A 25,589-nucleotide genomic window follows, 5' to 3' on the forward strand; every position below is an offset into this window, starting at 1 on the left:
CCGCTGGCGGCCCCCGCATGGCAGAACACGCTGCTCTATATAAGCAACTGCATTCAGCTCGTTGCCCTGCCCGCCCTGATGGTGGGCAACGCGGTACTGAGCCGGGGGGCAGACCAGCGCGCGGCGGAAGACCATGCGGCGCTGATGGAAATTCTGAATGACGTACGCGATGAGGTGACCGAACTGAAAACGGTCATCAATGACCTGACCCGCAAAACGGATGAAGTGGCCCATCGCCCACCATCGGAAGTGGTGTCGATTTCCGATGAGGCTGTTATCAATGTGACGGATGAAGCGCCGCATGTCACTCCGCCTGCCCCGGCATCCTGACCAGTCACTATTGAGGGAAAACCACATGCCCCCGGAACTGAACCGCAATGAAATCGTGGCGGAACTGACCGCCATGTCCGACCGCTACGAGCGTGCATTGGGTGAAAACGACATCCCTGAACTCGATGCCCTGTTCTATCACGGACCTGAAACGGTGCGTTATGGCGTGGGCGAGACGTTATATGGATATGACGAAATTGCCGCCTTCCGCCGCAACCGCACGGGCGGTTCGCCACCGCGCGATGTGCTGCGTCGGCACATCACCGCCATTGGCACGGATCTGGGCACGGTTGATCTGGAATTCCGCCGCCATGGCAGCGAACGCATCGGGCGGCAGAGCCAGACATGGGTGCGTATGCCCGATGGCTGGAAGATCATCGCGGCCCATGTCTCCCTCATGGCCGATATTTCCTGATTTAATCGTGCGCCATGCCCTGCAACTGCGCCAGGGCATCAACAAACGCCGTGGCGAAGGAGGCTGGGCCCTGCGCTGGGCCAGCCGCTTTTTCGGCAGCGCGGGCATACAGGGCATGCACTGCCGCGACGGCTGTCAGCCGCTCGTCTGGCCTGGGGGTTACGGCAAGGCTGGCAGCAATCAGGCCGCCCAGGGCACAGCCCGCCCCGGTTACGGCTGTCAGCCAGACATGCCCGCCCGGTATGATGATCAGCGCACCATCGGGGGAAAGGACATGATCCTCCGGCCCGCTGATGGCCACGATCGCACCCAGCCTGTGCGCCAGTTCCTGCCCCAGTGGCACGGCCTGCGTGATCGAGGCCGTTGTTTCCACCCCGCGCGCGGTGGCGGCACCGCCTGCCAGCGCCATGATCTCGCTGGCATTGCCGCGAATGACCGCAGGCCTGCGCGCTGCCATGCTGCGAATGATGTCATCATATTCCGCAGCGCCAGCCCCCATGGCCACGGGGTCGAGCACCCACGGTACCGCTGCCGCGTTGGCCGCGTCGATTGCAGCCAGCATATCGTGCACTGTCGCGTTGATCAGCCCCGCCGCATTCACCCATAGCCCACCAGCCCCCGCCCCGAAGGCGGCAGGCCAACCGGGAGCGGCCCCAATGGCAGGCGCCGCGCCTGCGGCAAGCAACACATTGGCGCTCAGGGTGGCGGCGACATAGTTCGTCAGGCCATAAACAAAAGGGGCACGCACGCGGATGCGCCGCAGGACGGGGCCGCAATCGGGACTATCATGCTGCATGCGGCGCGTGACACATGTTACAGAATGCATGGATGCGTTTCCTTCCCTTCCCGTCATGCAGGCAGAGGGCATGAAACAGACAGGGGGTTGCCTTTTGATGATAATCAACTGAAAAACAAAGAACGAAGCCGGTCAACCATGCCGGAGCCCAGTGACGACCTTCATGCTCCCAGCCAGCCTATCGTAACAGGAACATATCGTGCGCCCAGCTCTTCTTTCCGCCCCCGTCCTTTTTGCAGCGGGACTACTGGCCGCCCCCTCCGCCTGGGCGGCTGACGCGCTGGGCCAGCCCACGGCTTCGCTGTGCTTTCGCCTGCATGACGCCGCCCTTGCCGGTGGCTATTCATGGGGCAAGGGGCGGCTTTATTTTGGCGGCCATTCCTACCCGGTCAAGATCACGGGCGGTGGCGCTGTGGGAATCGGCTACAGCACGCTACGCGGCGAGGGAAAGGTCTATAACCTTGCCCGCCTGTCCGACATCAATGGCACGTACTGGTCGGTAAGGGCTGAAGGCACGATTGGCCGGGGCCGCAACGTGACGGTGCTCGATAACAACCACGGCGTCGACATCAAGGCGACCATGCACACGAGCGGGGCGCATCTGGCTGCCGCCGTCATGCGCCTGACCCTTAAGGTCAATCCCGGTGGCGAACGGGTCGAGGCCACGCCCGCGGCCTGCACCTTTCCCATCCGTTAACTGTTGATGGAGCGCTTTTTTCAAAAGCGCTCCAGCTCAACTAGACCGTACTGATCACGATCTCCACAAGGTTGGGCCGCCCAGACGCCATCGCGGCCTCAATGGCCGGTGCAATGTCGGCTGCCCGCGTGATCTGCCGGGCCTCCAGCCCGTATGAAGTCGCCATCGCCTGATAATCGATGGGCGGATCGCACAGATCCATCGCCAGAAAATTCCCCTGCCGGGCCGAGACATAATGCGTCTGCCCGCGCATGAAGCCCTTGAGCACGTTATATTCGCGGTTGTTCATCACCACGAATGTCACGGGCAACCGCTCGTGTGCGGCCGTCCAGATCGCCTGCGGGGAATAAAGGGCCGCGCCATCACCCACAAGGCAGACCACCGGCTCGCGCCCCAACCCGAGCGAGGCCCCCACCGCAGCGGGCATGCCCCAGCCCAGCGCCCCTCCGCGCAGGAAGGAATACTGCGCTGCCCAGTCACTGTTGAGGAACATGCGCGTGTAGGACGACGTGGCGATTGCCTCATCCACAATGGCAACCTGCGGGCCAATGGCGCGCACGGCCTCGTGGGCGGCAACACAGGGGGCGATGACCGCATCATCCTGATGGGCCGCCACCAGTTCTTCGGCCTCGAGGCGCCTGCGGGTGCGGGCCGCCACAACTTTTTCGCGCGCGGCGACATGGGCCGCGCGGTTCGGCTCCGTCTCGCGCTGCAACAGCGGCAGCAGCACGTCGAGCGAGGCGCGGATATTACCCACGAGGGAGAGTGGCGTCTGGAACGTGCGGCCAAGGTCACGCGCATCAGCCGAGACCTGATAGACCGCGCAGCCCGGTGGCACGGGCGAACCTTCGGAATAAAGGATGGTGATGAGCGACTTGCCGCCCAGCGCGAAAATCGCATCATAATCCGCAAGGCGGCTGGCGATATCGGTAGCGCGCGTGGGCATGTTGCCTGCCCAGAGCGGGCACGACGTGGCGAACGGAATGCGTGAGGGCCATGACGCGCCATAAACCGGCGCCCCCAGCATGTCAGCCACGGCAGCGACCTGTGCTGCGGCATCCGCCCCATGCACCTCGTCGCCCGCGATGATGGCCAGCCGGCCCGGCGCAATGCCAGCCAGCGCGCGGGCCAGTTCCGGCAGCCCGCCCGCTATGGCCTCGCGGTTGATGACAGACGGGCTGCCGATGTCGATATCGCTGGCCTCCTCCATCACATCCATGGGCAGCGACAGGAAAACCGGCCCCGAAGGTGCCGCCATCGAATCGTTGAAGGCCCGGCGCACCAGCACGGGCAACTGGTCGGCATGCAGCACTTCCTGCGCCCATTTCACGGCCGGGGTGGCGATGCTGACCAGATCGCCAAACAGCAGCGGATCGGAAATGGTATGCCGCGAATCCTGCTGGCCCGCCGTCACCACCAGCGGTGTCTGCGATACGCTGGCATTGAGCAGGTTGCCCATGCCATGCCCCAGCCCGCCTGCCGTATGCAGGTTGAGAAAGCCGGGACGGCCTGCCGCCTGGGCATAGCCATCGGCCATGGCCACCACGCTGGCTTCCTGCAGGGCCAGGATATATTTCAGGTCCGGGCGGCGCTGCAGGGCATCGATCAGGGGGAGTTCCGTCGTGCCGGGATTGCCAAAGATATAGCGAACCCCTTCACTTTCCAGAATTTCCAGAAGGATGTCGGCGCCGCGCCGTCCGCCTGTTCCCCGTGCCGCGACCTCAAGCGGTGTAATGGCCATGCTGTTCCCTGCCTGCTTTGAAGGTGTGGGTCATGGCAACACGTTTTAGGGTGCGGGTCCAGCAGCAGCGGGGGAAGCGGGCGTCAATTTTTATCTTGATAATAATAATTATTATCATTATCAGAACTGTCACCCGTGGGTTCCCCGACAGATTCCCGACCGTCGATTTCCCAACCCTTCCCACGGAAACTTACGGCATCACCTGCACCCCGGTGATGCCGTTTTTTTATGACAGGCCAGAACAGGCCCGTGCCGCATGGCAGCCCAACCGTACATCTTGTGATTGACCACCCGCCACAACGCGAAGATGATACACGCTTACGCGACCATGAAAGTACGCCCCTTGCCTGCCGACAGTCCCGCGCCACTGACTGCCCAGCCAACCGCCCCTGGCACGCAGGCGGATCATGACCCGGCACTCCCCGTCATTATCGAGACCCTGCGCCATGATGGCATCATTACCGCCCGCCAGGTCGAGGCGGCACGGTTCTGGGCCACGGATTACCGGATTGGCGTGCTGGGGCTTGAAGATCCGCTGTTTGACCGGACATCGCTCGGCCTGTCGCGCCGCCCGCTCAACGGGCGGATCGGGTCGATCAACCGGTATCGCCACATTCACGATATTATCGGGGCGCGTTACGAGCGCGTGCTCATTGCTGCGATGATCGACCAGCGCCCCCTGCCTGAACTCGCCCGCCATGCCCACCATGACCCGCAGCATATGGGGCAGGTGATCGCCCTGCTGCTCGATTTCCTGACCCGGCATTACGATGCCATGCCCGGTCATCTGTGGCGCGGCTGAAGTCTGCGCGCCCATAACAAACTGAAATCACAATTTTTTTGTGAAGCGTTTTAAAAAAATACCGCCCTTTCTTGCGAAAAGGCGGCATCAGGACGCTGTTATTATTTTTTATCAGGCAGCCCTTTCCGGGCTGGCTGTCAGTCTTGGCGGTAAGCCTCGGCAAAGGCGGCTGCCGCACCGAGCAGGCCGGGCTGCGGATAGGTAATCAGCTTCACCGGCATTTCCGACATCATGCCCTCGAACCGGCCCTTGGCCACGAAGCGTTCGGCAAAGCCGGAATTGGGCAGGTGCTTGGCCAGGCGCAGCCCAAGGCCGCCTGCAATCACCACGGCGCTGCCGCCCTGCGCCAGCGCAAGATCGCCCGCCACGGTGCCCAGGCTGAGGCAGAAGCGCTCAAGCGCTGCGGCCGCCACGGGGTCGGAGCCTTCCAGCGCCATGGTCCACAGAGCCTTGTCATCACGCGCCTTGACCGAGAGTTCCCCCATTTCGGCAATCGCCTCATACAGGTTCAGCAGGCCCGGCCCGGACACCACGCGCTCGACCGACACGCGGCGGTAACGGCGGCGCAGCACGGTCAGGATCCGGTCTTCCAGCTGGTCGAGCGGCGAGAAATCGATATGACCACCCTCGGTCTCGCACACGAAGTAACCATTCTTGCGCCGCACGATGTAAGCCGAGCCCAGCCCCGTGCCCGGCCCCACCACGGTGGTCACACCCTGCTCGGGCAGCGGAATGTCAGGCCCGCAGATATGCTGGAGGCTGTCCACGCCCACCTGGGCCACGGCATGGGCCACCGCGCCGAAGTCATTGACCAGGATCAGCTCGTCCACCCCCAGCTTGACCGGCAGCCACGCAGGCTGGATCACCCACGGGTTGTTGGTCAGCTTGAGGATATCGCCCTTGATCGGGCACGCCACGGCAATGCCGGCCGCCTTGGGCAGCGGGCGGTTGACCACGCGGGCAAAGGCTTCCCACGCCAGCTGCAGGCTGGCGTGATCGGCACATTTCAGGGTCGTGGCCTCCCCCAGCGTGACGACACGGCCCTGGTCTACCTGGGCAATGGCAAACCGCGCATGGGTTCCACCAATGTCAACTGCTACGATCTCTTTCATGTCCGGTCACGCTCCGTGGCCATACGGCAGCTTGCTGCCCGCATCATTGTAATAAAAATGGCCTGCAAGTGTGCCCGCCCCCGGCATCACATGCAACAGGCGGATGAATTGAAGCCTCGCAGGCCCATGGGTTTATATCTCAGAACTGAAAAGAGACCAGCCGGGTCGGCATTTCATTGATCGAGGTCACAAAATGGCCATAATCGTTGCGATCAGGACTAAAATACATTTTATAACCTCCCCGCACGGCCCGGTCAGTCCGTCTGGTCCGCCTTGATGGCGGCAAGGATACGCCGCTTGAGCGGCCACGGCACCAGCGTATCGACCAGCCGCAGCACCGAAAACACGAACGGAAAGACCAGATGCGGCTGGTTACGGGCCACCGCGCGCGCAATGCGGTGGGCGGCAGAGGGCGCGCTCTGCAAAAAGGGCTTGGCCCCCACCACGCGGCGGCTCATGGGCGTATCGACAAACCCCGGCGAGACCAGCGTCACCCCGATGCCAAGGGGAGCAAGGGCCATCTGCTGGGCCTCGGCAAAACGCTTGAGCCCGGCCTTGGAGCCGGAATAGGCAGCGGCAAACGGCAGCGCATGAAAGGCCGCGACCGAACCGAGCATGACGATATGCCCCCGCCCGCGCGGCACCATGCATTCCGCCGCCGCCGCCGCCATGGCGGAAGGGGTGGCGTAATTGACCAGTCCCAGCCGCAGCACGTCCTCCGCCTTTTCCACCACCTCATCACCGCGGCGCATGTCGCCCAGTCCGGCGGCAAGGATGGCGATGCCGATGGGATGGGCGGCATCATCAGCGCGCAGGGCCGCGATGGCGGCGGCCCCGTCCGCCAGGTCGAGCACGCGGGTCTGCACCGCAACGCCATGGCCCCGCGCGCGCGCCGCCACCGCATCGAGCCGCCCGGCATCGCGCCCCCACAGCACAAGTGGGCGCCCCTGGGCCGCATAAAGCCACGCCAGTTCCGCTCCTATCCCGCTCGAGGCCCCCGTAATCAGCACATATCGACCTTCATCCGTGCGTGATGCAGAGCTTACTGTCATTGTCCATCTTCCTTTTCAGGGTCCATCTGTGCCATGAGCACAACAACAGGACGGACCACCGAATCATTTCTTTCAACCCATGCCTGCATAGCCTGCCCCGTTTTGCCACGGAATGAAGGTCGATGCCGGTAATGTTCAGGATGCAACGAACCGGTCATGAACGAAACCGATCGCCTTACTATCATACCCGTTTCCGGTTTTCGTCAGATGACCACCTTCATCCAGTTGCCCCGCCATCTCTATGCGGGGCTGCCGGGCTATGTGCCACCACTCGACCTGACCCAGCGCGACCTGCTCACCCCGCGCAAGAACTCCTTTTTCCGCAACGGGCGGGCGCAGTATTTTCTGGCCATGCGCGGCAGGCGGGCCGTGGGCCGCATCTCGGCGCAGATCGATCCGGTCTCGATGGAGCATTATGGCGAGCCGATCGGCTTTTTTGGCGCGCTCGATGCGATTGACGACCTTGAGGTGGTTTCCGCCCTGCTCGATGCCGCAGGCACATGGCTGCACCAGCGCGGCATGAAGACCATGCGCGGCCCCCAGACACTCGACAGCAATGGCGAGTTCGGGATGATGCTCGAAGGCCACCACGCGCTGCCCATGGTGGCCATGCCGTGGCACCCCAAATGGCTGCCCGGCATGATGGATGCCTGCGGCTGCACCAAGGTGCGCGACCTCGTGGCCTACCAGATGCATACCGGGCCGGATGCGGAGGAAGCCCATCTCGTGCCCGCCAGCCTGCGGCTGGGCGAAGGCAGGCTGGGCAATGTCACCACGCGCGGCCTGCGCATGGACCGCATCAAGGAAGATGGCGAGATCCTCCGCCAGCTTTACAACGATGCCTGGCGCAATAACTGGGGATCGATCCCGCTGGCGCGCGAAGACATCGAATCCATGATCGTGGAGATGAAGCCACTGCTCAAGCCCGAGCATTTCGTGCTGATCGAGCAGGCGGGCAAGCCGGTCTGCGTGGCGCTGGTGGTGCCCAACGTGTTCGACATCTCGGCCGACCTGAATGGTGACCCCTCGCCTCTGGGCTGGCTCAAGCTGGGCAAGCGGCTGCTGCGCCACGAGTTCCATTCCGCCCGCGTGATCCTGCTTGGCGTAAGCTCCGTGCTCGATGGCACCGCGCTGGGCGCGATCATGCCGGCCCTTGCCATTACCGAACTCATGAAGCGTGGCCGCAGCCTGCCCTACCGCACCATCGAACTGGGCTGGGTGCTAGAAACCAACACATCGATGCGCCGCCTGATCGAGCGCATCACGCCCGAGCCGTGCAAGCGCTACCGGGTCTATGACCGCGCGTTGGAAGAATAAGAAAAAACAGAAGTTTCCGGGCGCCGTCTTTTTTCCAAAAGGCGGCGTTCTTCAAAGCTTTCCGAAAAAGCTTCACCAGAAACTTTCTTATGTTTCAAGGTCGGCCACGTGGCTCCAGCCACGGTGGGCCAGTTTTATGTCCTGCCCCGCTTCATCACGCACCTGCACGCCGCTCCCTGGCACGATCTGGCCAATACGGGTCATGGCCACGCCCACGCGGCCAGTATGGGCCAGCAGGCGGGCCTCCTGCGCGGGCGGCACGGCCAGCAGCAATTCATAATCATCGCCGCCTGTCAGGCAGCGCGGCAGCCATGTGGGGCCAAGTGCGCGCACCGCAGGCGAAAGCGGCACCCGTGCAGTCTCGATTATGGCACCCACACCGCTCTCACGCGCCATGTGCCCCAGATCCTGCACCAGCCCGTCCGACACATCCATGCCCGCCGAGGCAATGCCGCCGAGTTCAAGCCCCAGACGCGGGCGCGGCAACTGGTATCGGCTGGCAAGGAAGCCATCAGGGTCGGGCACCTGTCCCTGCCGGGCCAGCAGGCCCATGGCGCCATCGCCAATCGTGCCGGTGACCCATATCCCGTCACCTACCCGCGCCGTATTGCGCCGCAGCGCCATGCCCGGGGCCACATGCCCCAGTATGGTGAGCGAGAGCACCAGCGGACCAGCCGTGGCGGTGGTATCGCCACCAAGCAGGGTAATGGCGAACTGCTGCTGGTCCTGCGCGAGACCTGCCGCAAACCCGGCAAACCAGGCCTCATCACGCGCAGGCGGCATGGAAACGGTCAGCAGGTAGCCCAGCGGCGTTGCATCCATGGCCGCAAGGTCGGACAGGTTGCAGCGCAGCAGTTTGCGGCCAATGGTATGCGAAGGGTCATCAGGCAGAAAATGCACGCCCTCGACCATGGCATCCGCCGCGACGACAAGCTGCTGGCCCGCAGGGGGCGTAAATACGGCAGCGTCATCACGCAGGTCCAGCGCCCCGTTCCCGGCCAGCGGGCGGAACACGCGGGCAATAAAGCCGAATTCAGCCGGCAGGCCGTTCTCCTCGGCGTGATCCGCTGCCATGGCCGCCCTCCTTATCTCCCCGCTTCAGGAAGCCGGGCTGTCGGGCGCTTCTTCATCAACGACTTCCTGAACCGCCTCGACCGTGGCGGCGGGAGCCGGTTCGTTCACGCGGCGTGACAGGGCATCGAGCACGCCGTTGAGCATGCGCGGCTCATCACCGGCCAGAAAGCCATGGCCGATATCCATGTATTCATTGATGATGACGCGCGCGGGTGCGGGGTCAGCGGCCAGCATCTCGCCGCCTGCCGCATGCATGATGGCGCGCGGCACCGGGTCAAGCCGGGCCAGCGGCCACGAGGCGGGCAGGATCTCGTGCAGCAGCGCGTCGATACGCTCCTGCCGGGCCATGGCCCCGCGCACCACAATGCCGAACAGCCGCGCATCGGCTTCAGGCACCTGGCCTTCGGCATATTCGGACCCGGCCCCGCCAAGGCGGTGGCGGTTGAACTGGTTGATGACCTGCTCCGCCCCTTCATGGCCCTGTTCGATCTGGAACAGGGCCTGCACCGCTGCCACGCGTGAAGCGGTACGGGAACGGACCTTGGGCTGCCGGTCGCCGTCTGTCTGTGTCATGGCGCGTTACTCCTGCTGTGGCGTTGCTGCAAAATCACGGCTTCATCGCCTCTTTGGGCGGCGGGGTCCAGTTCAATCTTTGTCTTTCGGGCCGGAAGGCGGAAAGTCCTCGCCGCCCTCCCCCGGCCCGGCGGTTGAAATCGTGGCCAGAATATCAGCAAAATCCTTGGTTTCACGGAAATCCCAGTGCACGCTGGCAAAACGGATATAGGCAACCGAATCAATTTCGCGCAGCGTTTCCATGACCAGCCGCCCGATATCGCGTGAGGGGATGTCCGTCTCGCCCATCGCCTCGAGCCTGCGCACCAGTCCGTTGACGATCCGCTCGATCCGCTCGGCATCCACCGGGCGCTTGCGCAGCGCGATCCGCACCGAGCGGGCAAGCTTGTCGCGCTCAAAGGGCACGCGCCGCGCATCGGCCTTGATGACCACAAGATCGCGCAACTGCACGCGCTCGATGGTGGTGAAGCGCTGCCCGCATGAGCCACAGATGCGCCTGCGGCGGATGGCCGCCCCATCTTCATGCGGGCGGCTGTCCTTTACCTGTGTGTCATCATGTCCGCAAAAAGGGCAACGCATGGGCAAGCTGTTCCTGATCTGGGGGCAAAATCATGCATGGCGCGGCCTCAGGCCCCGGTTTGCGCCAGCACATCGAGCACCGCCTCACCGTAGCGGGCCAGTTTCGAGCCCCCCACGCCACGGATCATGCCAAGTTCATCAAGCGAGGTCGGCCGCTCAAGGGCAATATCATGCAGCACGGCATCATGAAAAATGACATAGGGCGGAATTTCCTGCTCACGGGCCTCGCCTAGCCGCCAGTTGCGCAGCGCCTCGTAGCGGGCGGCAGCCTCAGGCGTCAGGTCGGCCATGGCAGGCCGGGTGCCGCCGCCGACGCCACGCACTGCGGTGGCCTTGAGATCCTCGGTTGCGTCCTCGCGCAGCATGATCGGCTGCTCACCCCGCAATATGGGCCGCGCGCGCCCTTCCTCAAGGGCCAGGGCGTTATATTCGCCCGTTACCCTGATGGCGCCGCGCGCGATGAGCTGGCGGATCACGCCACGCCAGAACGGCTCGGGCCGGTCGCGGCCTATGCCGAACACGCTCAGCTTTTCATGCCCGTGCCGCGCCGTCATGTCCGATGTCTTGCCGCGCAGCACGCCCGCCACATGCACCGCGCCAAAGCGCTGCCCGGTGCGGTAGATGGCCGAGAGCACCTTCTGCGCGGCCACCGTGCCATCAAACGTGGCCACCGGGCTGCGGCAGTTGTCGCAATGGCCGCAGGCTTCATCGAGTTCCTCGCCAAAGCACGAGAGCAGCGCCTGCGTGCGGCAGCCCGTGGTTTCGGTCAGGGCGATCATGGCTTCGAGCCGTGCGCTCATGATGCGTTTCTGCGCATCGGGCGCGTTGGACTGCTCCAGCCAGTAACGCGCGCGGGCCATGTCATCGCCGCCATAAAGCAGCACGGTTTCCGCCTGCTCGCCATCGCGCCCGGCGCGGCCGATCTGCTGGTAATACCCTTCGGGCGAGGAGGGCATGTCCAGATGCACCACGGCGCGCACGTCGGGCCGGTCGATGCCCATGCCAAAGGCGATGGTGGCCACGATCACCACCGGCTCGCCCGAGCGGAAGCGCATCAGTGCCGCACGCTTTTCCACCGGCGAGAGACCGGCATGGAACGGCAGCGCCGCATAGCCCTTGCCCGCAAGCGAGCGGGCCACGCGCTCGGTCTTGCTGCGGCTGCCGCAATACACGATGGAGGCCGCCCCGCGATGCCGGTCGAGAATGGCGGTGAGCTGGCGGATTTCCGATGTCTTGGGCTTGACCGCAATATCAAGATTGGGGCGGTGGAAGCTGGCCTTGAGCACCGTGGCATCGGGCATGGCCAGGGCTTCAAGGATGTCGCTGCGCGTGCGTGCATCCGCCGTGGCGGTGAGGGCTATGCGCGGCACATTGGGGAAATGCTGCGGCAATGCCGCAAGCTCGCGGTATTCGGGGCGGAACTCATGCCCCCAGGCCGAGATGCAGTGCGCCTCGTCAATGGCGATGACCGAGAGCGTCAGCCGCCCGAGCCGGTCGAGCATGCCCGGCGAGAGCAGGCGCTCGGGCGAAACGTAAAGAATGTCGAGCCGCCCCGCCATCAGGTCGGAACGCACGCGGGCAGCATCCTCTGGTTCCTGCTCGGAATGCAGGGCACCCGCGTTGACGCCAAGCTGCCGCAGCGCGGCAACCTGGTCATCCATCAGCGCAATCAGGGGGGATATGACCAGCCCCGTGCCGGGCCGGGCAAGGGCGGGCACCTGGTAGCACACGCTCTTGCCGCCGCCGGTGGGCATGAGCACAAGGCAGTCGCGCCCGGCCATGACCTCCGCCACCGCCTGCTGCTGCAGGCCGCGGAAATCGGGAAAGCCGAAAACCTCGGCCAGCACCGCGCGCGGGTCGCGCGTGCCGCCTTCGGGCGTGGTCATATCATCAAAAGCGGGGCCTTCGCTCAGCGTCCGCCAACCTCGATCTCGACCCGGCGCGAGGCCAGCGCACCGTCCTCATTGTTCATCGGGCCACGCGGCTGCTGGCTGATATGGCCTGCATCCACGCCGTCAACCGCAAGCTGGCGGGCCACGATCTTGGCGCGGTCAATGGCCAGCAGCTCATCGGCCGACAGGTCATGGCTGGCAGCGGCATAGCCTTCAACGCGCACCTTGGCGTTGTGCGCCACCGCGCGCTGGGCCGCCTGCGAGATCACGGTCTGGGCCGGAGCATCAAGCTGGGCCGAATTGGGGGTGAAGAACACGACATATTTGCCCGGATGGCCACCAGCGCATCCTGTCAGCAGACCAAGACCAAGAAGAAGGGACAGGCGACGCATGATGGAGTTACTCCCGTTTCAGATATGCATGACGGACCGCGCCCAGCCTTGAGGTGTGTCCGATCCGGTTTTCCGCTACTTCGTGCCCGCTGGGGCGGGGCACGTCAATCCTTTCGGCGGGCATGACCGCCCCTTCATGCCGTAGCGGCCACAGTTTTGCCACCCACGATACGCCATGCCTGATCCAGCTTTTCCACACCCGTCAGCCGATGCACGATCAAAATGACCGTGCGCCCCTGCGTCACGTCATTGAGGGTGAGCAGGAATTCACGCTCGGTCTGGGCATCAAGCCCGGTGGCCGGTTCATCCAGAATCAGGATCGGCGCGCGCGACAGCAGCACGCGGGCCAGCGCCAGCCGTCGCCCCTGCCCGCCGGACACGCTCGCCCCCCCTTCACCCAGCCAGCTATCCAGCCCATCAGGCAGGTCGCGCACCACATCGGCCACGCGGGCCTGCTCGAGTGCTGCCCACAGGTCGGCCTCGGTGGCATCGGGGCGGCCAAGCAGCAGGTTGGCGCGAATCGTATCGGTAAACAGATGCGTCGCCTGTGACAGCCACGCAATCCGCCCGCGCAGCGCCTCGTCGCGGATGGTGGCGATATCCTCGCCCCCCAGCGTAATGCGCCCCGCCTGCGGCCCCACCACCTTGAGCAGCAGCGCCGCCAGCGTGGACTTGCCCGCCCCCGATGGCCCCATGACCGCAATGCGCTGCCCTGCGGGAATGCTCAGGTCAAGATGATCGAGCACGGGCGCGCGGGCCTCATCCCAACGGAAGGAAACCTGCTCGAAGCGGATATCGGTGCCTTCGGGCGCGGGTTGCGTGCCTTCAGGCGGCGCATGCCCGGGCAGGTCGCCCACCGCCACCACGCGGGCGGCGGCACGGGTGATGTTGCCCGCCAGCGCGCCCGCGCGCGTCAGCCCGCCAATGCTCTCGAAGGCCGCAACCGTGAGGAACAGCACGGCGGCGGCAGGCAGCGGGGCAATGCGCGGCATACCCAGCCCAAGGGCCGCGGCCAGAACCGCAACAACCGCCGCCTGCCCGCACAGATAGGAGGCAGCGCCAGCAAGCGCCAGCATACGGGCCTGCTTCATCTGCGCGCGGCAAAGGGCGGCATCCCGGTCGCGCACATGGTCGAGCATGCGCCCCTCCGCACCGAAGGTCGCGATTTCACGCAGGCCACCCACCATGTCGAGCACGCCCACGCGCAACTGCGCGGCCTCATGGTTGACCACTCCACCTTCGCGCCGCCCCAGCATGGCGGCGCACAGCGGCAGCACGAACGCCCCGCAGGCGAACAGCGCACACACCACCATGGCCAGAACGGAACTGACCATGTTGATGGCAATGAACAGGAACGGCAGCACAAGGCACGCCCCCGCCAGCGGAATGATGATGCGCAGGTAAAGCCCGTCCAGCGTCTCGACATCCGATACGAGGCGCGAGAGCAGATCGCCCGCGCGGCGGAAGCCAAGCCCCGCCGCCGCCCCGCGCGCAAGGTGGCGGAAGAACCACACCCGCACATCCGCCAGCGCGCGGAACATGGCATCATGCGTGACCAGCCGCTCCGCATAGCGCAGGATCACCCGCGCACTGCCAAAGATGCGCAGCGCCCCGGTGGTGACCACGATCATGCCCATGGTCATGGCCGCGACGCGGATGCCGGCCTCGCGCATCAGCACAAGGCCGATGATCAGGGCCAGCAGCGACAGCAGCGCCCCCGCCGTGAGCAGCGGCGCACGACGCTGCCAGATCTGCAGGATGCGGCCCACGGGGGCGAGCACGCCCTCGCGCCGGGCCATGCGGTTCAGTTCCCTTGTCTGTGAGGATTTCACGATACTTTCTCCCCACTGGTCACGACATGGCCCTGCGCCAGGTCAATCCGCTGGCCGTCAAAGCCCGTTACAGCACTGGAATGGGTCGCCAGGATGACGGTGCGCCGGGCGGCAAGGCGGCGCAGGCTTTCAAACACATCGGCCTCGGTATCGGGGTCAAGATGCGCGGTTGGCTCATCAAGCACCACAAGCGGCGCATCCTTGAGGAAGGCGCGGGCGATCGCCACACGCTGCGCCTGCCCGCCAGACAGGCCAAAGCCTCCCTCGCCAATAAAGGTATCAAGCCCGTGGGGCAGGCTGGCCACGAAATCCTCGGCCGCTGCCGCCACAACGGCCGCTTGCAACTGTTCGGGTGTTGCATGGGGGCGGGCAAACAGGATGTTCTCGCGCAGCGTGCCCGCAAACAGCACCGGCTTCTGCCCGATCCACGAGGTCATGGCCACCAGCGCTTCAGGCGCCAGCGTGGTCATGTCCACGCCGTTGAACGTAATGCGCCCGCTGGCGGGCTGGATGAAGCCGAGCAGCAGTTCGATGATGGTGGACTTGCCCGAACCCGATGCACCGCACAGCAGCAGCGTCTGGCCCGCGGGCACGTTGAAGGAAACATCATCAACCGCCATGCCGCGTGCCGCATCCCATGCGAAGCTGACATGCTCGAAAGCGACCGCGACACCCCCCGTCATGTCGCACACCGCCTGCCCGCCAACCCGCGCGGGCGTGGCATCGGGCAGGATGCGCATCGCGCCCGCCGCACCCGAGGCATGGGCCCGGTCCTGATAGGCCAGGGCAAGACTGCGGAAGGGCGCAAAGAATTCCGGCACCACCAGCACCACGAACAGCCCGCGCGCGACCTGCCCTGCCATGATGGCGGCAGGCACGCCCTGCTCATGCAGGTCCATCAGGTGGGCGCCGTTGCGCAGGGCGATGAGCACGAGGGCCACAACCATGGCGCAGTCGATGGAGGCGGAAGACAGGAAGGCCACGCGCAGCACCTTCATGGTGCGCAGGCGCAACTCCTCGGCCGCAGCGGCAAGCTTGCGGGTTTCATCCTCCGTGCGACCGGACAGGACAATGGTGGCGATGCCGCGCACCCGGTCGAGAAAGCGGGCCTGCAGGCGGGTCATGGCCAGAAACTGGTTGCGTGAGGCCACGGCCGCCCCGATGCCGAACAGCGCCTGGCCAAACGGCACGGCCATGCCGCACACGGCCATGATCAGCGCCGAGCCCGGCTGCACGAACGCCGCGAGCACGCCAATAACAAGCGGTGCCGCCACCCACAGCACGGAAGCGGGCAGCCAGCGGGCGAAGAACCCGTCCAGCGCCTCGATCCGGTCAACGGCCAGCGCGGTCAGCTCACCCGTGTGGTGCTGGCGCAAAAGGCCCGGCCCGCCACGCATGATGGCCTCGATCACGCCATTACGCAGCCGGGCGCGGCCTTTCATGCCCGCCCGCGCGGCCAGGGTGTCAGACCCCGCCTGCAACCCCGCGCGCGCTACCGCCAGCCCGGCCAGCCCGGCCAGCGGCCACGCAACGACCGGCATGCCACCGGGCACCAGCACGCAGGCCAGCACGGTGGCGATGCACCACACCTGCCCCACGGCGATGGCGGATATGGCCAGACCCAGCAACACGACAGGCATGGCCTGCCTGCGCCCCAGGCGCGACTGTGCCCGGGTCCACGCCTTCATCACTGTCTTGTCATCGTTCATGACCGCTCCCTATACCGAATGACACGACACAGGGACAGCCATCATGCGCCGCCATAAACTGCCCGTGAGATAACTCTGCCATGCATTTTTGCATGTATTCAGTCGGCCAGTTCGTCCTGATCGGGCCGCTTTAACGGAAAAACAAGCACATAGCGGGTGCCGTTTTCCTCGAACATCTGCAACGTGCCGCCCAGTTGCCGCGCAAAGCCGCGGATCAGCTGCATGCCGATTCCGCTGCGCTCATCTTCCGCGCCCCCAAGGTTGCGGCCCGCCGCCATGCCCACGCCGTTATCGGCAATCCACAGGCACGCCCGCCCGCCATCAAGCGCGCGCAGCCCCACTTCCAGCGTGCCGTGCAACTGATCGGGGAAGGCGTATTTGATGGTGTTGCTGACCGCCTCGGTCACGATCAGGGCCAGCGGCACGGCCTGATCGGGCACCATCAGCAGGTCATCGACGCGGATATCAAGCGTGATGCGCGCTTCATCGGCTTCACCAATGGCATGTATGATCTGGCCACACAGTTCACGCACGAAGCTCTGCATGTTCAGGCTGTACAGCTCGCCATCGGCATACAGGTAGCGGTGCAGGGTCGCCAGCGCGCGCACGCGGTCACGCGCCTGGGCAAATTCCTCGCGCGCCCCGGGCTGGCGGATGCGCCCCGCCTGCAGGTTGAGCAGGGAGGCCACGATCTGCAGGTTGTTCTTGACGCGGTGGTGCATCTCCTTGAGCAGCAGCTCCTGGCGCACCTGCGCGCGTTCAAGGCGCTTTTCATGGCGCGCCAGCCTGCGCGTGGCCTTGCTGAAGGCATGGGCCAGCTGCCTGACTTCAAGCGGCATGGCCCAGTTCGAACGCACGTCATACACGCCGCCAAGCTGCCATTGATTGACCGAGGCCGTAAGCTGGCGCAGGGGCGTTATGACCAGCACATCCGCACTTTTCGAGGCCCCCAGAAGCCCCACGAGCAGCAGCACCCCGCTGGAGACGAGCGAGATGGCGAACATGACCACCGCATGCCGCTCGCTGGCGTTGCGCCGCGTCATGGTGAGCACATACACGCCCCCCTGCACCCGCCCGATGGAATACGAGCCTTCCGGCAGGGTGATGTGGTCGTGCTCCACGCCATGCGTGACCTCGAAGCGCGCCCACTGCATGATCCGCGCCGGTGGGTGGTCCTGCCAGTTGCAATCCGCGCATAGCGGCATGGTGGCGCGGGCACGGCTGTCCATGACCCAGATCTCGATCGGGCCGTTCTGCTGCATCAGGTCAAGCCGGGGGTCGCTGGTCTGGAGCATGGCGCTGCGCCATGACAGCGGCATGATGGCCGTAAGGTAGCCCGACCGGGCCGTACGCCCGGCATCATCGCCAATCATGGCCGCAACCGTGATGCGGAAATGATCGGGCACGCCCGTCAGCGCATCAGGTATGGCCACAAGCTTCACGTCACCCTGAAAGCGGGGCATCTCGTCAACGGTCAGGGGTGTCGCGTCATGGTCGGGGCCGACGGCGGCGGCGATATTGCCCCGGTCATCGGCCAGCGCGATCTGGCTGTAATGCCGCCCGGTCAGGGAATCGACAAGCTGCAGCATCCGCGCAAGCCCGCCGCTATCGAGCCGCATGCGCGCCACGGCCTGCAGCAGCGAGGCGACATGCTCGGATTCATGGCGCAGTTCAAGATCGATGCGCGCCACGGCCATATCGGTGCGGTAGCCCGGCGCCTCGAGGGTATTGTGATAGCTATGCCATGCCTGCACGGCCCCGATCAGGGCGATGGGCATGGCCGCAAGCAGGATGATCGCCATCATCCGGCCACGCACGGCGTCGAACACTCGCCCGACCCGCGTAAACAGGCTGCGATGGCGCCCGTGCCTGCCGCCCCGACCGGAGGAAGGTGGAAGGGACATCTATTTTGTCCGCTTCCGGTCTTCCTCAATAAGACGCAGCAGTTCCTCGGGAACAGGCTCTTTGGTCACATCATCGAACAACTGGTGCAGCCCTCGCCTCAACCATAGCTCGAACGCATCATCCGATTTGCCTGTGGACTTCTTTCCTGGTTGCCTGGGAGGACACCTGTCCTTCAGAGCCATCGCATTATCCCGAAGTAAATTCCCGTTCGTAGCGGCATGCCCGGGCGGTTTCATTGGAAAATATATCTCGCTTTTCCTTCAGGCATAACCGCCTGCCATGCTGCTGACCCCAGGGATGGAGCCGTTTTCATTCCGATATGTTAAGGCACGCCTCAGTCCGCACCAAGAGCAGCCGCCCTGTCGTCTTTCTGCCGCCAGTAACGGGAAACCGCCAGCAGAACAAACGGTATGACAAGAACAAACGGACCGATGGCCCCCATGAGAAGAAACATCAAGAAATATGCGAGGCCATGCTCGTAAACAAAGGCAACACCAGAGAGAATCCACTCGAAGAACGTCTTCGCGTCATCGTCCTTTTTCTTCTTGCCCTCGTCTTCACCGGTTGCGGTGATCTGGGTAACGGCCATGTTCAGCAGGTATGATGACAGAAGCCACACGATCAACATGCTGAAAAGCAGGGCCGCCAGGTAGCCAGGGCGCTCGTACCACCAGTGCGCCCTGAAGAGACCGAATATATACTGCTGATGCTCGTGCATATGTCACCTACCCCCATACAACCGCTGGCTACGCCAGCACGCTCTTCCCCTGTAAACGCCGGGATACCAGCGGTGTTGCCATTGTCAGTGCCATATTCACGTCACAATTCAAAGTAGGAATTCCCGTATCAGGCCGATGCCGTTGCCGTAGCGACACGGGCCTGCGTGCGCGAGCGCAGGCGCTCCACGGCTCCGCGCAGTTCAACGGTGGAGATATCGCGCTCTTCACCATACAGCCACGTGGCGAGCTGGCGGCGGGCACGGAACACGCGGCTCTTGGCGGTGCCCACGGCGCAGCTGGTGGCGGCGGCAAGCTCGTCATAGCTCATGCCCTGCATCACCACGAGCACCAGCGCCTCGCGCTGGTCGGCGGGCAGGCGGTTCATGGCTTCGGCCAGTTCCTTGACCATCAGGCGCTCTTCATGCGCGCCGCTGCCAGCCATGCTCGATGCGGGCACATCGTCGATATTGCCGGTCTCGCGCTTCTTGCGCAGGTCGGAAATGAAGCGGTTGCGCAGGATGCGGTGCATCCATGCCGAGAAATTGGTGCCCGGCGTAAAGCTGTGCTGGGCGGCCAGGGCATTGCACACGGCATCCTGCACCAGATCATCGGCTGCCGCGCGGTTGCGCGTGAGCGACAGGGCCTGCACACGCAGTCGGGGCAGGATTGCAATCATCTGGTCATGAAAGCTGCTGGTCATTTTCATCTCCCCTGTTTCGTCGTTCATGCCGGTGCAATGAACGGGAGAGAGGAAAGGTTACATTTTTCATGTAACGAAAACGCGAGCACCGCGCGGTGGTTCCCTCAGCCTTCGCCCCCGGCGCCCGCCTGCATGTATTCCATGATCTGTACGCGCGCGCGTGATACGCGGGCCTTGAGCGTGCCCACCGTCACGCCGCACACATGGGCGGCCTCGGCGTAAGTCATCTCCTGCACGCCCACCAGCACCAGCGCCTCGCGCAGGCGGGGGGTGAGCTGCCAGATCGCGCCGTTGAGGTCGCGCAGCGCATCGGCCTCGCCCGCGCTGGCGCCACTTTCGGCCTGGTCGGGGCGACAGGCGTAATCCGACATCACGTCACGCTCGCGCCTGCCTTTTCGCGCCTGCTCGTAAAACAGGTTGCGCGCGATGGTATAAAGCCACGCCTTCATGCTGGTGCCCGGCGTGAACTGCTCGAGCGCGCCGAGCGCGCGCAGCACTGTTTCCTGCACCAGATCATCCGCCGCCGCGGGCTGGCCGGTCAGGAAGCGGGCAAAACCACGCAATTGTGGCAGGAGAGACAGGATCTCCCCACGCAAGTGCGTGACCCGTGACGGATCGGATGGTATTCTGGATTCCAGTTTGTTTACTCTTCAACTCTTGCAGCACAGTCTAACGCTGTCATGATCCGGAGTGTAACAGTTTATCTGGAGAGATGAATGCCTCATGCCGCTATCACGGCGTCAAGACCTGCTTCGCGCCCTGCCCTATGCCCGGCGTTACGCCCGTGCATTATGTGGCAGCCAGTCAAGCGGCGACCTTCTGGTGGCCGAAAGCCTGCGCGAACTCATGGCGGTGGATGACCCCACCCTGCCACCGAGGCTACGCCTTTACCAATGGATCTCGCGCCACCATGCCCAGCACGGCGCGCAGGATGCAAAGGCGGGCGGCATGCCGCCGCTGGCACGCAAGCTGCTCCTGCTCACCTCGCTCGAGGAACTCAGCGTGAATGACGCCGCCCGCGTGCTGGCCATTGCCCAGCCGCAGGCCGCCGCCATGCTGGAGGATGCCCATGCCCGCCTGCGGTCATGCGCCCAGACCAGCGTGCTGATCATCGAGGATGAACCGATCATCGCGATGGATATCGAGGAACTGGTGCGCCAGTGCGGCCACACCATTGCCGGCGTTGCCAGCAGCGAGGAAGAGGCCGTGCGCCTTGCGCGCGAGACCCGGCCCGGCCTGATCCTGGCCGACATCAACCTTGGTGATGGCGGCGACGGGATGAAGGCCGTCTCGGCCATATTGCAGCACCAGGATATTCCGATCATCTTCGTCACCGCCTACCCCGAGCGACTGCTCACGGGTGATACGATCGAGCCTGCCTTTGTCATCACCAAGCCGTTCGAACCACTGACGCTGGCGGTCTCCACCTATCAGGCCGTATCGGGCGGCGTGCCGCTGAACTGACAAAGCCGCATGCCTGTCCCGGTGCAACCGGCATCCCCCTGTCCGGTTAGATGTGTATGCTGCCCCTGTCGTGCTGCCGGACAAAGCTGGGCCGCCATGCGACAGCTGAGTGAAGAGAGGGCAGAATGAAACGGCTGGTCATCGTCTCCAATCGCGTTCCCGTTCCCAAGGAGGGGCTGCGGCCAGGCGGCCTTGCGGTGGTACTCAAGGACCTGCTGGCCCGCCAGGGCGGCATGTGGTTCGGCTGGAACGGCACCTGCCACCCCGATGCCGCCCACCTGCCACCTGAACACCAGCAGGCGGAAGGGGTGGAATACGCCACCATCGGCCTCACGCCAGCCGAGCACCGCAATTATTACACCGGCTTTTCCAACGCCACGCTGTGGCCGCTCATGCACTCGCTGCCCGAGCACATCCACTTCGAGCGCCGTGAGCTTGAAACCTACTGGTCGGTCAACCAGCGCTTCTGCGAGAACCTGCTGCCCCTGCTGCGGCCTGATGACATCATCTGGATTCACGACTACCACCTGCTGCCGCTGCCCGCCCTGCTGCGCCGCAACGGGGTGCGCCAGCCCATCGGCTTCTTCCTGCACACCCCCTTCCCCGCGCCCGACATGCTGGCCACGGCGCCTGATGGCGGCACGTTCCTGCGCGACCTGCTCAAGGCGGACCTGCTGGGCTTCCAGACTGCGGATGACACCGCCAACTTCATTTTCGCCGCAACCCGCACCGCCGGCGCGATCCATACAGTCGAGGACACGCTGGTGTTCGAGGGGCATACGGTGCGGGTGGGCACCTTTCCCGTCGAGATCGACCCGCAGGCCTTTGCCCGCGTGGCCGCCACGGCCGCCGATTCGCAGGATCTCAGGCGCCTTTCAGGCTCGCTGGCGGGGCGCAAGCTGATCTTTGGCGTGGACCGCATGGACCCCACCAAGGGGCTGGACCACCGGCTGGCAGGCTACGAGCGCATGCTCGAGACCTACCCCAAGCGCGAGCGGCAGGTCACCTTTTTGCAGATCGCGGCCGAAAGCCGCACCGAGGTGGCCTCCTACAAGGCGCTGCGCAAGAAGCTCGAGCACCAGATCGGCAAGCTCAACGCCCATCGCGGCCAGGCGGACTGGACGCCGCTGCGCTTCCTCACCCGTGGCAGCCCGCGCCCCACGGTGGCGGGCTACATGCGGCTGGCCGATATCGGCTACATCACCCCGCTGCGCGATGGCATGAACCTCGTGGCCAAGGAATTCATCGCAGCCCAGGACCCCGAAAACCCCGGCGTGCTCATCCTGTCGCGGCTGGCGGGGGCGGCCAACCAGCTTGATGCCGCCCTGCTGGTCAACCCGCTCGACCATGATGGCATGGCCGATGCGCTCGAGCGCGCGCTGGCCATGCCTGCACCCGAAAAGCGTGAACGCTGGCAGGCCTGCTGGAACGCCATCGCCAACCGCACCGCGCTGGGCTGGGGGCTTTCCTTCCTCAAGCTGCTGGAAAGCACGGCGCGCAAATAGGGGTTGCCCACACGGACCTTGCGCCAGGCCCGCCAGAGGCGACATAAGCGGGTATGGCTCCTCCTCCCCTTCTCCTCCTCCAGGATATTACCCTGACCCTTGGCGGCGCGCCGCTGCTTGATGGCGCGGGGTTTGGCATCGGCCCCGGCGAGCGGCTCTGCCTTGTCGGGCGCAATGGCTGCGGCAAGTCCACCCTGCTGCGCATTGCGGCGGGCGAGATCCAGGCCGATGACGGCACGGTGTTCCTCCAGCCCGGCACCACGGTGCGCTACCTGCCGCAGGAACCCGACCTGTCGGGCTTTGCCACCACGCTGGATTACGTGCGTGCGGGCATGGGGCCGAACGACCCGGAATACCGCGCCGAACTGCTGCTGAACGAACTCGGCCTGAATGGCACGGAAGACCCGGCCACGCTCTCGGGCGGGGAAGCGCGCCGCTGCGCACTCGCCCGCGCGCTGGCCCCCGAGCCGGACCTGCTCCTGCTCGATGAGCCGACCAACCACCTCGACATGCCCACCATTGAATGGCTGGAGCGTGAACTGCTTTCACTCTCATCGGCCATGGTCATCATCAGCCATGACCGCCGCCTGCTCGAGACACTATCGCGCTCGGTGGTGTGGCTCGACCGTGGCGTGACCCGCAGGCTCGACCAGGGCTTTGCCCGCTTCGAGACCTGGCGCGAGGAGGTGCTTGAGCAGGAAGAGCGCGACAGCCACAAGCTCGACCGCCAGATCGCGCGGGAGGAAGACTGGATGCGCTACGGCGTGACCGCACGCCGCAAGCGCAACGTGCGCCGCGTGGCCGAACTGGCCGAACTGCGCAACCAGCGCCGCACCGCCATCCGCCCGCAGGGCGGGCTGAAGATGGAAGCCCGCGAGAGCGACCTGTCGGGCAAGCTCGTCGCCGTGGCCGAGGATGTCTGCCGCGCCTATGACCCCGCCCACCCCGTGGTCAGCCACCTCGACCTGCGCGTGCTGCGCCGCGACCGGCTGGGCATCGTGGGGGCAAACGGCGCGGGCAAGAGTACGCTGCTGCGCCTGCTCACCGGGCAGGACCAGCCGGATTCGGGCACGATCAGCATCGGCAGCGCGCTGTCGGTCGTGACACTGGACCAGCAGCGCCGCACGCTCGACCCCAGGGCCACTTTGGCCGATACGCTGACCGGCGGCGGTGGCGACATGGTGCAGGTGGGCGACGAGAAGCGCCATGTCATTGGCTACATGAAGGACTTCCTGTTCCGCCCCGAGCAGGCGCGCACCCCGGTGGGCGTGCTGTCAGGCGGTGAGCGCGGGCGGCTGATGCTGGCCTGCGCGCTGGCACGCCCTTCGAACCTGCTGGTGCTTGACGAACCGACCAACGACCTTGACCTTGAAACGCTCGACCTGCTGCAGGAGATGCTGGCCGCCTATTCCGGCACGGTGCTGCTCGTAAGCCACGACCGTGACTTCCTCGACCGGGTCGCCTCCTCCATCCTGATGGCCGAAGGGGGTGGCAAATGGGTGGAATATGCCGGTGGCTACAGCGACATGCTGGCCCAGCGACAGGATGCCACCCTCGCCGCCCGCCCCCGCGCCGAGCGCAGTGAGGCCGCTCCCGCCCAGCCCGATGTCAAGCCCACCGCCTCGCCCCGCCAGCCCGCGCGCAAGATGACCTACAAGGACAAGCATGCGCTTGAGCAGCTGCCGAAGCAGATGGCGGCACTCGAGGCGGAAATCGGGCGCCTGCGCGCAATCCTGAGCGATGGCGGGCTTTATGCCCGCGACCCGGCAGCCTTCACCACCGCCACCGCGGCACTGGAAAAAGCGCAGACCGACCTGACGGCCGCCGAGGAACGCTGGCTGGAACTCGAAATGCTGCGCGAGACGCTTCAGTCCCCCTGAACGGGGGGAATGATCAGCCCCGAGGCCTCCATCCGCACCCGTGTTGCGGCAATGCCCTGTGTTACCGCAAGGGCTGCCGCCAGCGCCCGGCGGCCTGCCGCACCATCCACCAGCACTTTCGCGCCATCAAGGCAGGATGCGGCAAAGGCCGCGTGTTCGGCGGCCAGCGTGTCATGGTCGCGCCACGTGACCGATTCGCGGCGGAAGCCGCCTGTGCCCGGCAGCGGCAGGCCACGCTCGCGCCCGATCATGGTCAGTTCGCGCTTCATGAAATCGGCGGAGAGATAGCCTTCCTGCGAGAACACGCGCATGCGCCGCTCGGTCTTGAGCGAGATGCGGCTGGCAGCAATCGTGGCGACACAGCCATTTTCAAAACGCACGCGGGCATTGGCAATATCCTCGAACGGTGAACTCACCGCCGCCCCCAGCGCATCCACGCTTTCGATCGGGCTGTCCACGATGGCCAGCACCAGGTCGAGGTCATGGATCATGAGGTCAAGAATGACCGATACATCCGTGCCGCGCGGCTTGTAGGGCGCGATGCGGGTCGCCTCGATATAGAGCGGGCGGGTGATGCGCTCGGTAATGGCCCGGTGCTCGGCGGAATAGCGCAGCAGATGGCCAACCTGAAGCACCACGTCGTGCTTCCGCGCCAGATGCATCAGCTCATCGGCCTGCTCCAGCGTCGCGGCCATGGGTTTTTCCACCAGCACATGCTTCCCTGCCATGAGTGCTGTTCGGGCAAGGTCGAAATGATATTCGGCAGGGGCGGCCACGATGATCGCGTCGGAACAGGCCAACAGGTCGGGGTAGGACAGCACCGGCACGCCACCGGCCTCATCAGCTACCTTGCGCGCCCGCGCGGCATCGGGATCATGGATGCCCACGAGTTCCTCCCGCGCGCCAGACAGCACCTTGAGCGCGTGAAAGCGGCCAAAATGCCCTGCCCCCACAATGCCGATGCGTAACCGCCGTGCTGCCTGCGCCATATCCTGCCTTCCCTGCGTATTGTTCTTTCAGGACCGTTTCAGAAGCGGGCCCATGCGACCACGCTTTTGAAACAGCCCCCCTGCCGGATTAGCAGCCAGCACGCCGGTAGCCCA

At 65.0% G+C, this 25,589-nt stretch carries 26 protein-coding genes (1 of these 26 cut by a window edge); 8 read left to right on the forward strand and 18 right to left on the reverse strand.

Features of this window, described 5'->3' with window-relative positions; translation table 11 throughout:
- Both R5N89_RS09850 and hpxZ read left to right on the forward strand, forming a co-directional pair.
- On the forward strand, positions 1-330 hold the 3' portion of the coding sequence (locus tag R5N89_RS09850; protein ID WP_110566416.1) for a hypothetical protein. Its footprint begins 123 nt before the window's first position; only the last 330 of its 453 coding nucleotides appear in the window; its start codon lies beyond the left edge, outside the window; the stop codon is at positions 328-330.
- Positions 331-355: 25 nt separating this feature from the next.
- Positions 356-745: an oxalurate catabolism protein HpxZ gene (gene hpxZ / locus R5N89_RS09855; protein ID WP_110566418.1), complete on the forward strand. Its 390-nt coding sequence runs from the start codon at positions 356-358 to the stop codon at positions 743-745.
- A gap of 1 nt (position 746) precedes the next feature.
- Here hpxZ and R5N89_RS09860 read toward each other — a convergent pair whose 3' ends face one another.
- Positions 747-1,571 carry a hydroxyethylthiazole kinase gene (locus R5N89_RS09860; RefSeq protein WP_244192013.1) on the reverse strand — a complete coding sequence of 275 codons (825 nt, stop codon included), beginning with the start codon at positions 1,569-1,571 and terminating at the stop codon, positions 747-749.
- Positions 1,572-1,740: 169 nt separating this feature from the next.
- Here R5N89_RS09860 and R5N89_RS09865 point away from each other — a divergent pair, with 169 nt between their 5' ends.
- The gene (locus R5N89_RS09865) at positions 1,741-2,238 is read left to right on the forward strand and encodes a hypothetical protein (protein WP_208624596.1); all 498 of its coding nucleotides are present in this window, start codon (positions 1,741-1,743) and stop codon (positions 2,236-2,238) included.
- Positions 2,239-2,278: 40 nt separating this feature from the next.
- On the opposite strand, the gene R5N89_RS09870 is transcribed toward R5N89_RS09865, so the two are convergent.
- Positions 2,279-3,979 (reverse strand): thiamine pyrophosphate-binding protein, encoded by a 1,701-nt coding sequence (locus R5N89_RS09870; protein WP_110566420.1) that lies wholly within the window; start codon positions 3,977-3,979, stop codon positions 2,279-2,281.
- A gap of 328 nt (positions 3,980-4,307) precedes the next feature.
- Here R5N89_RS09870 and R5N89_RS09875 point away from each other — a divergent pair, with 328 nt between their 5' ends.
- Complete coding sequence (locus R5N89_RS09875; protein ID WP_110566424.1) at positions 4,308-4,781, forward strand: hypothetical protein; 474 nt, start codon at positions 4,308-4,310, stop codon at positions 4,779-4,781.
- Between the two features lie 137 nt (positions 4,782-4,918).
- On the opposite strand, the gene glk is transcribed toward R5N89_RS09875, so the two are convergent.
- From glk to R5N89_RS09890, 3 genes are all read right to left on the reverse strand, one after another.
- On the reverse strand, positions 4,919-5,893 hold the full coding sequence (glk, locus tag R5N89_RS09880; RefSeq protein ID WP_110566426.1) for a glucokinase: 975 nt from the start codon (positions 5,891-5,893) through the stop codon (positions 4,919-4,921).
- A gap of 254 nt (positions 5,894-6,147) precedes the next feature.
- Positions 6,148-6,945: an SDR family oxidoreductase gene (locus R5N89_RS09885; RefSeq protein ID WP_110566428.1), complete on the reverse strand. Its 798-nt coding sequence runs from the start codon at positions 6,943-6,945 to the stop codon at positions 6,148-6,150.
- Positions 6,942-7,103 (reverse strand): hypothetical protein, encoded by a 162-nt coding sequence (locus R5N89_RS09890; RefSeq protein WP_167400802.1) that lies wholly within the window; start codon positions 7,101-7,103, stop codon positions 6,942-6,944. Before R5N89_RS09890 ends, R5N89_RS09885 begins: the two co-directional genes overlap by 4 nt.
- Here R5N89_RS09890 and R5N89_RS09895 point away from each other — a divergent pair.
- Positions 7,102-8,262 carry a hypothetical protein gene (locus R5N89_RS09895; RefSeq protein WP_110566430.1) on the forward strand — a complete coding sequence of 387 codons (1,161 nt, stop codon included), beginning with the start codon at positions 7,102-7,104 and terminating at the stop codon, positions 8,260-8,262. The genes R5N89_RS09890 and R5N89_RS09895 overlap by 2 nt on opposite strands.
- 87 nt (positions 8,263-8,349) lie before the next feature.
- Here the strand turns inward: R5N89_RS09895 and thiL are convergent, their stop codons facing one another.
- From thiL to R5N89_RS09955, 12 genes are all read right to left on the reverse strand, one after another.
- Positions 8,350-9,336: a thiamine-phosphate kinase gene (gene thiL / locus R5N89_RS09900; protein WP_110566432.1), complete on the reverse strand. Its 987-nt coding sequence runs from the start codon at positions 9,334-9,336 to the stop codon at positions 8,350-8,352.
- 24 nt (positions 9,337-9,360) lie between these two features.
- On the reverse strand, positions 9,361-9,909 hold the full coding sequence (nusB, locus tag R5N89_RS09905; protein WP_354680678.1) for a transcription antitermination factor NusB: 549 nt from the start codon (positions 9,907-9,909) through the stop codon (positions 9,361-9,363).
- Positions 9,910-9,981: 72 nt separating this feature from the next.
- The gene (nrdR, locus tag R5N89_RS09910) at positions 9,982-10,488 is read right to left on the reverse strand and encodes a transcriptional regulator NrdR (RefSeq protein ID WP_110566436.1); all 507 of its coding nucleotides are present in this window, start codon (positions 10,486-10,488) and stop codon (positions 9,982-9,984) included.
- A gap of 47 nt (positions 10,489-10,535) precedes the next feature.
- Positions 10,536-12,374, reverse strand: coding sequence for a DNA helicase RecQ (gene recQ / locus R5N89_RS09915; RefSeq protein WP_110566438.1), 1,839 nt, complete (start codon positions 12,372-12,374; stop codon positions 10,536-10,538).
- Between the two features lie 23 nt (positions 12,375-12,397).
- The gene (locus R5N89_RS09920) at positions 12,398-12,772 is read right to left on the reverse strand and encodes an OmpA family protein (RefSeq protein ID WP_078526863.1); all 375 of its coding nucleotides are present in this window, start codon (positions 12,770-12,772) and stop codon (positions 12,398-12,400) included.
- A 134-nt stretch (positions 12,773-12,906) separates the two neighbouring features.
- Positions 12,907-14,571 (reverse strand): thiol reductant ABC exporter subunit CydC, encoded by a 1,665-nt coding sequence (gene cydC, locus R5N89_RS09925; RefSeq protein WP_208624608.1) that lies wholly within the window; start codon positions 14,569-14,571, stop codon positions 12,907-12,909.
- A 29-nt stretch (positions 14,572-14,600) separates the two neighbouring features.
- A complete protein-coding gene (gene cydD, locus R5N89_RS09930; RefSeq protein WP_110566442.1) occupies positions 14,601-16,313 on the reverse strand; it encodes a thiol reductant ABC exporter subunit CydD in 1,713 nt (570 codons plus the stop codon).
- 98 nt (positions 16,314-16,411) lie between these two features.
- Positions 16,412-18,217 (reverse strand): sensor histidine kinase, encoded by a 1,806-nt coding sequence (locus R5N89_RS09935; protein WP_110566444.1) that lies wholly within the window; start codon positions 18,215-18,217, stop codon positions 16,412-16,414.
- A complete protein-coding gene (locus R5N89_RS09940; protein WP_110566881.1) occupies positions 18,218-18,400 on the reverse strand; it encodes a hypothetical protein in 183 nt (60 codons plus the stop codon).
- A 152-nt stretch (positions 18,401-18,552) separates the two neighbouring features.
- Positions 18,553-18,936, reverse strand: coding sequence for a hypothetical protein (locus R5N89_RS09945; protein ID WP_110566446.1), 384 nt, complete (start codon positions 18,934-18,936; stop codon positions 18,553-18,555).
- Positions 18,937-19,064: 128 nt separating this feature from the next.
- Entirely contained in the window at positions 19,065-19,637 is a 573-nt protein-coding gene (locus R5N89_RS09950) for a sigma-70 family RNA polymerase sigma factor (protein ID WP_110566448.1), read from the reverse strand.
- Between the two features lie 104 nt (positions 19,638-19,741).
- Positions 19,742-20,233 (reverse strand): sigma-70 family RNA polymerase sigma factor, encoded by a 492-nt coding sequence (locus R5N89_RS09955; RefSeq protein WP_110566450.1) that lies wholly within the window; start codon positions 20,231-20,233, stop codon positions 19,742-19,744.
- Positions 20,234-20,360: 127 nt separating this feature from the next.
- Here R5N89_RS09955 and R5N89_RS09960 point away from each other — a divergent pair, with 127 nt between their 5' ends.
- From R5N89_RS09960 to R5N89_RS09970, 3 genes are all read left to right on the forward strand, one after another.
- Positions 20,361-21,101, forward strand: coding sequence for a response regulator (locus R5N89_RS09960; RefSeq protein ID WP_110566452.1), 741 nt, complete (start codon positions 20,361-20,363; stop codon positions 21,099-21,101).
- Between the two features lie 125 nt (positions 21,102-21,226).
- Complete coding sequence (locus R5N89_RS09965) at positions 21,227-22,606, forward strand: trehalose-6-phosphate synthase (protein ID WP_110566454.1); 1,380 nt, start codon at positions 21,227-21,229, stop codon at positions 22,604-22,606.
- A 53-nt stretch (positions 22,607-22,659) separates the two neighbouring features.
- The gene (locus tag R5N89_RS09970) at positions 22,660-24,486 is read left to right on the forward strand and encodes an ABC-F family ATP-binding cassette domain-containing protein (RefSeq protein ID WP_110566456.1); all 1,827 of its coding nucleotides are present in this window, start codon (positions 22,660-22,662) and stop codon (positions 24,484-24,486) included.
- On the opposite strand, the gene R5N89_RS09975 is transcribed toward R5N89_RS09970, so the two are convergent.
- Positions 24,474-25,475: a Gfo/Idh/MocA family protein gene (locus R5N89_RS09975; RefSeq protein WP_110566458.1), complete on the reverse strand. Its 1,002-nt coding sequence runs from the start codon at positions 25,473-25,475 to the stop codon at positions 24,474-24,476. The two genes, R5N89_RS09970 and R5N89_RS09975, sit on opposite strands and share 13 nt — an antisense overlap.
- Positions 25,476-25,589: the final 114 nt, after the last annotated feature.

This window comes from Komagataeibacter sucrofermentans DSM 15973, assembly GCF_040581405.1.
Taxonomy (GTDB): domain Bacteria; phylum Pseudomonadota; class Alphaproteobacteria; order Acetobacterales; family Acetobacteraceae; genus Komagataeibacter; species Komagataeibacter sucrofermentans.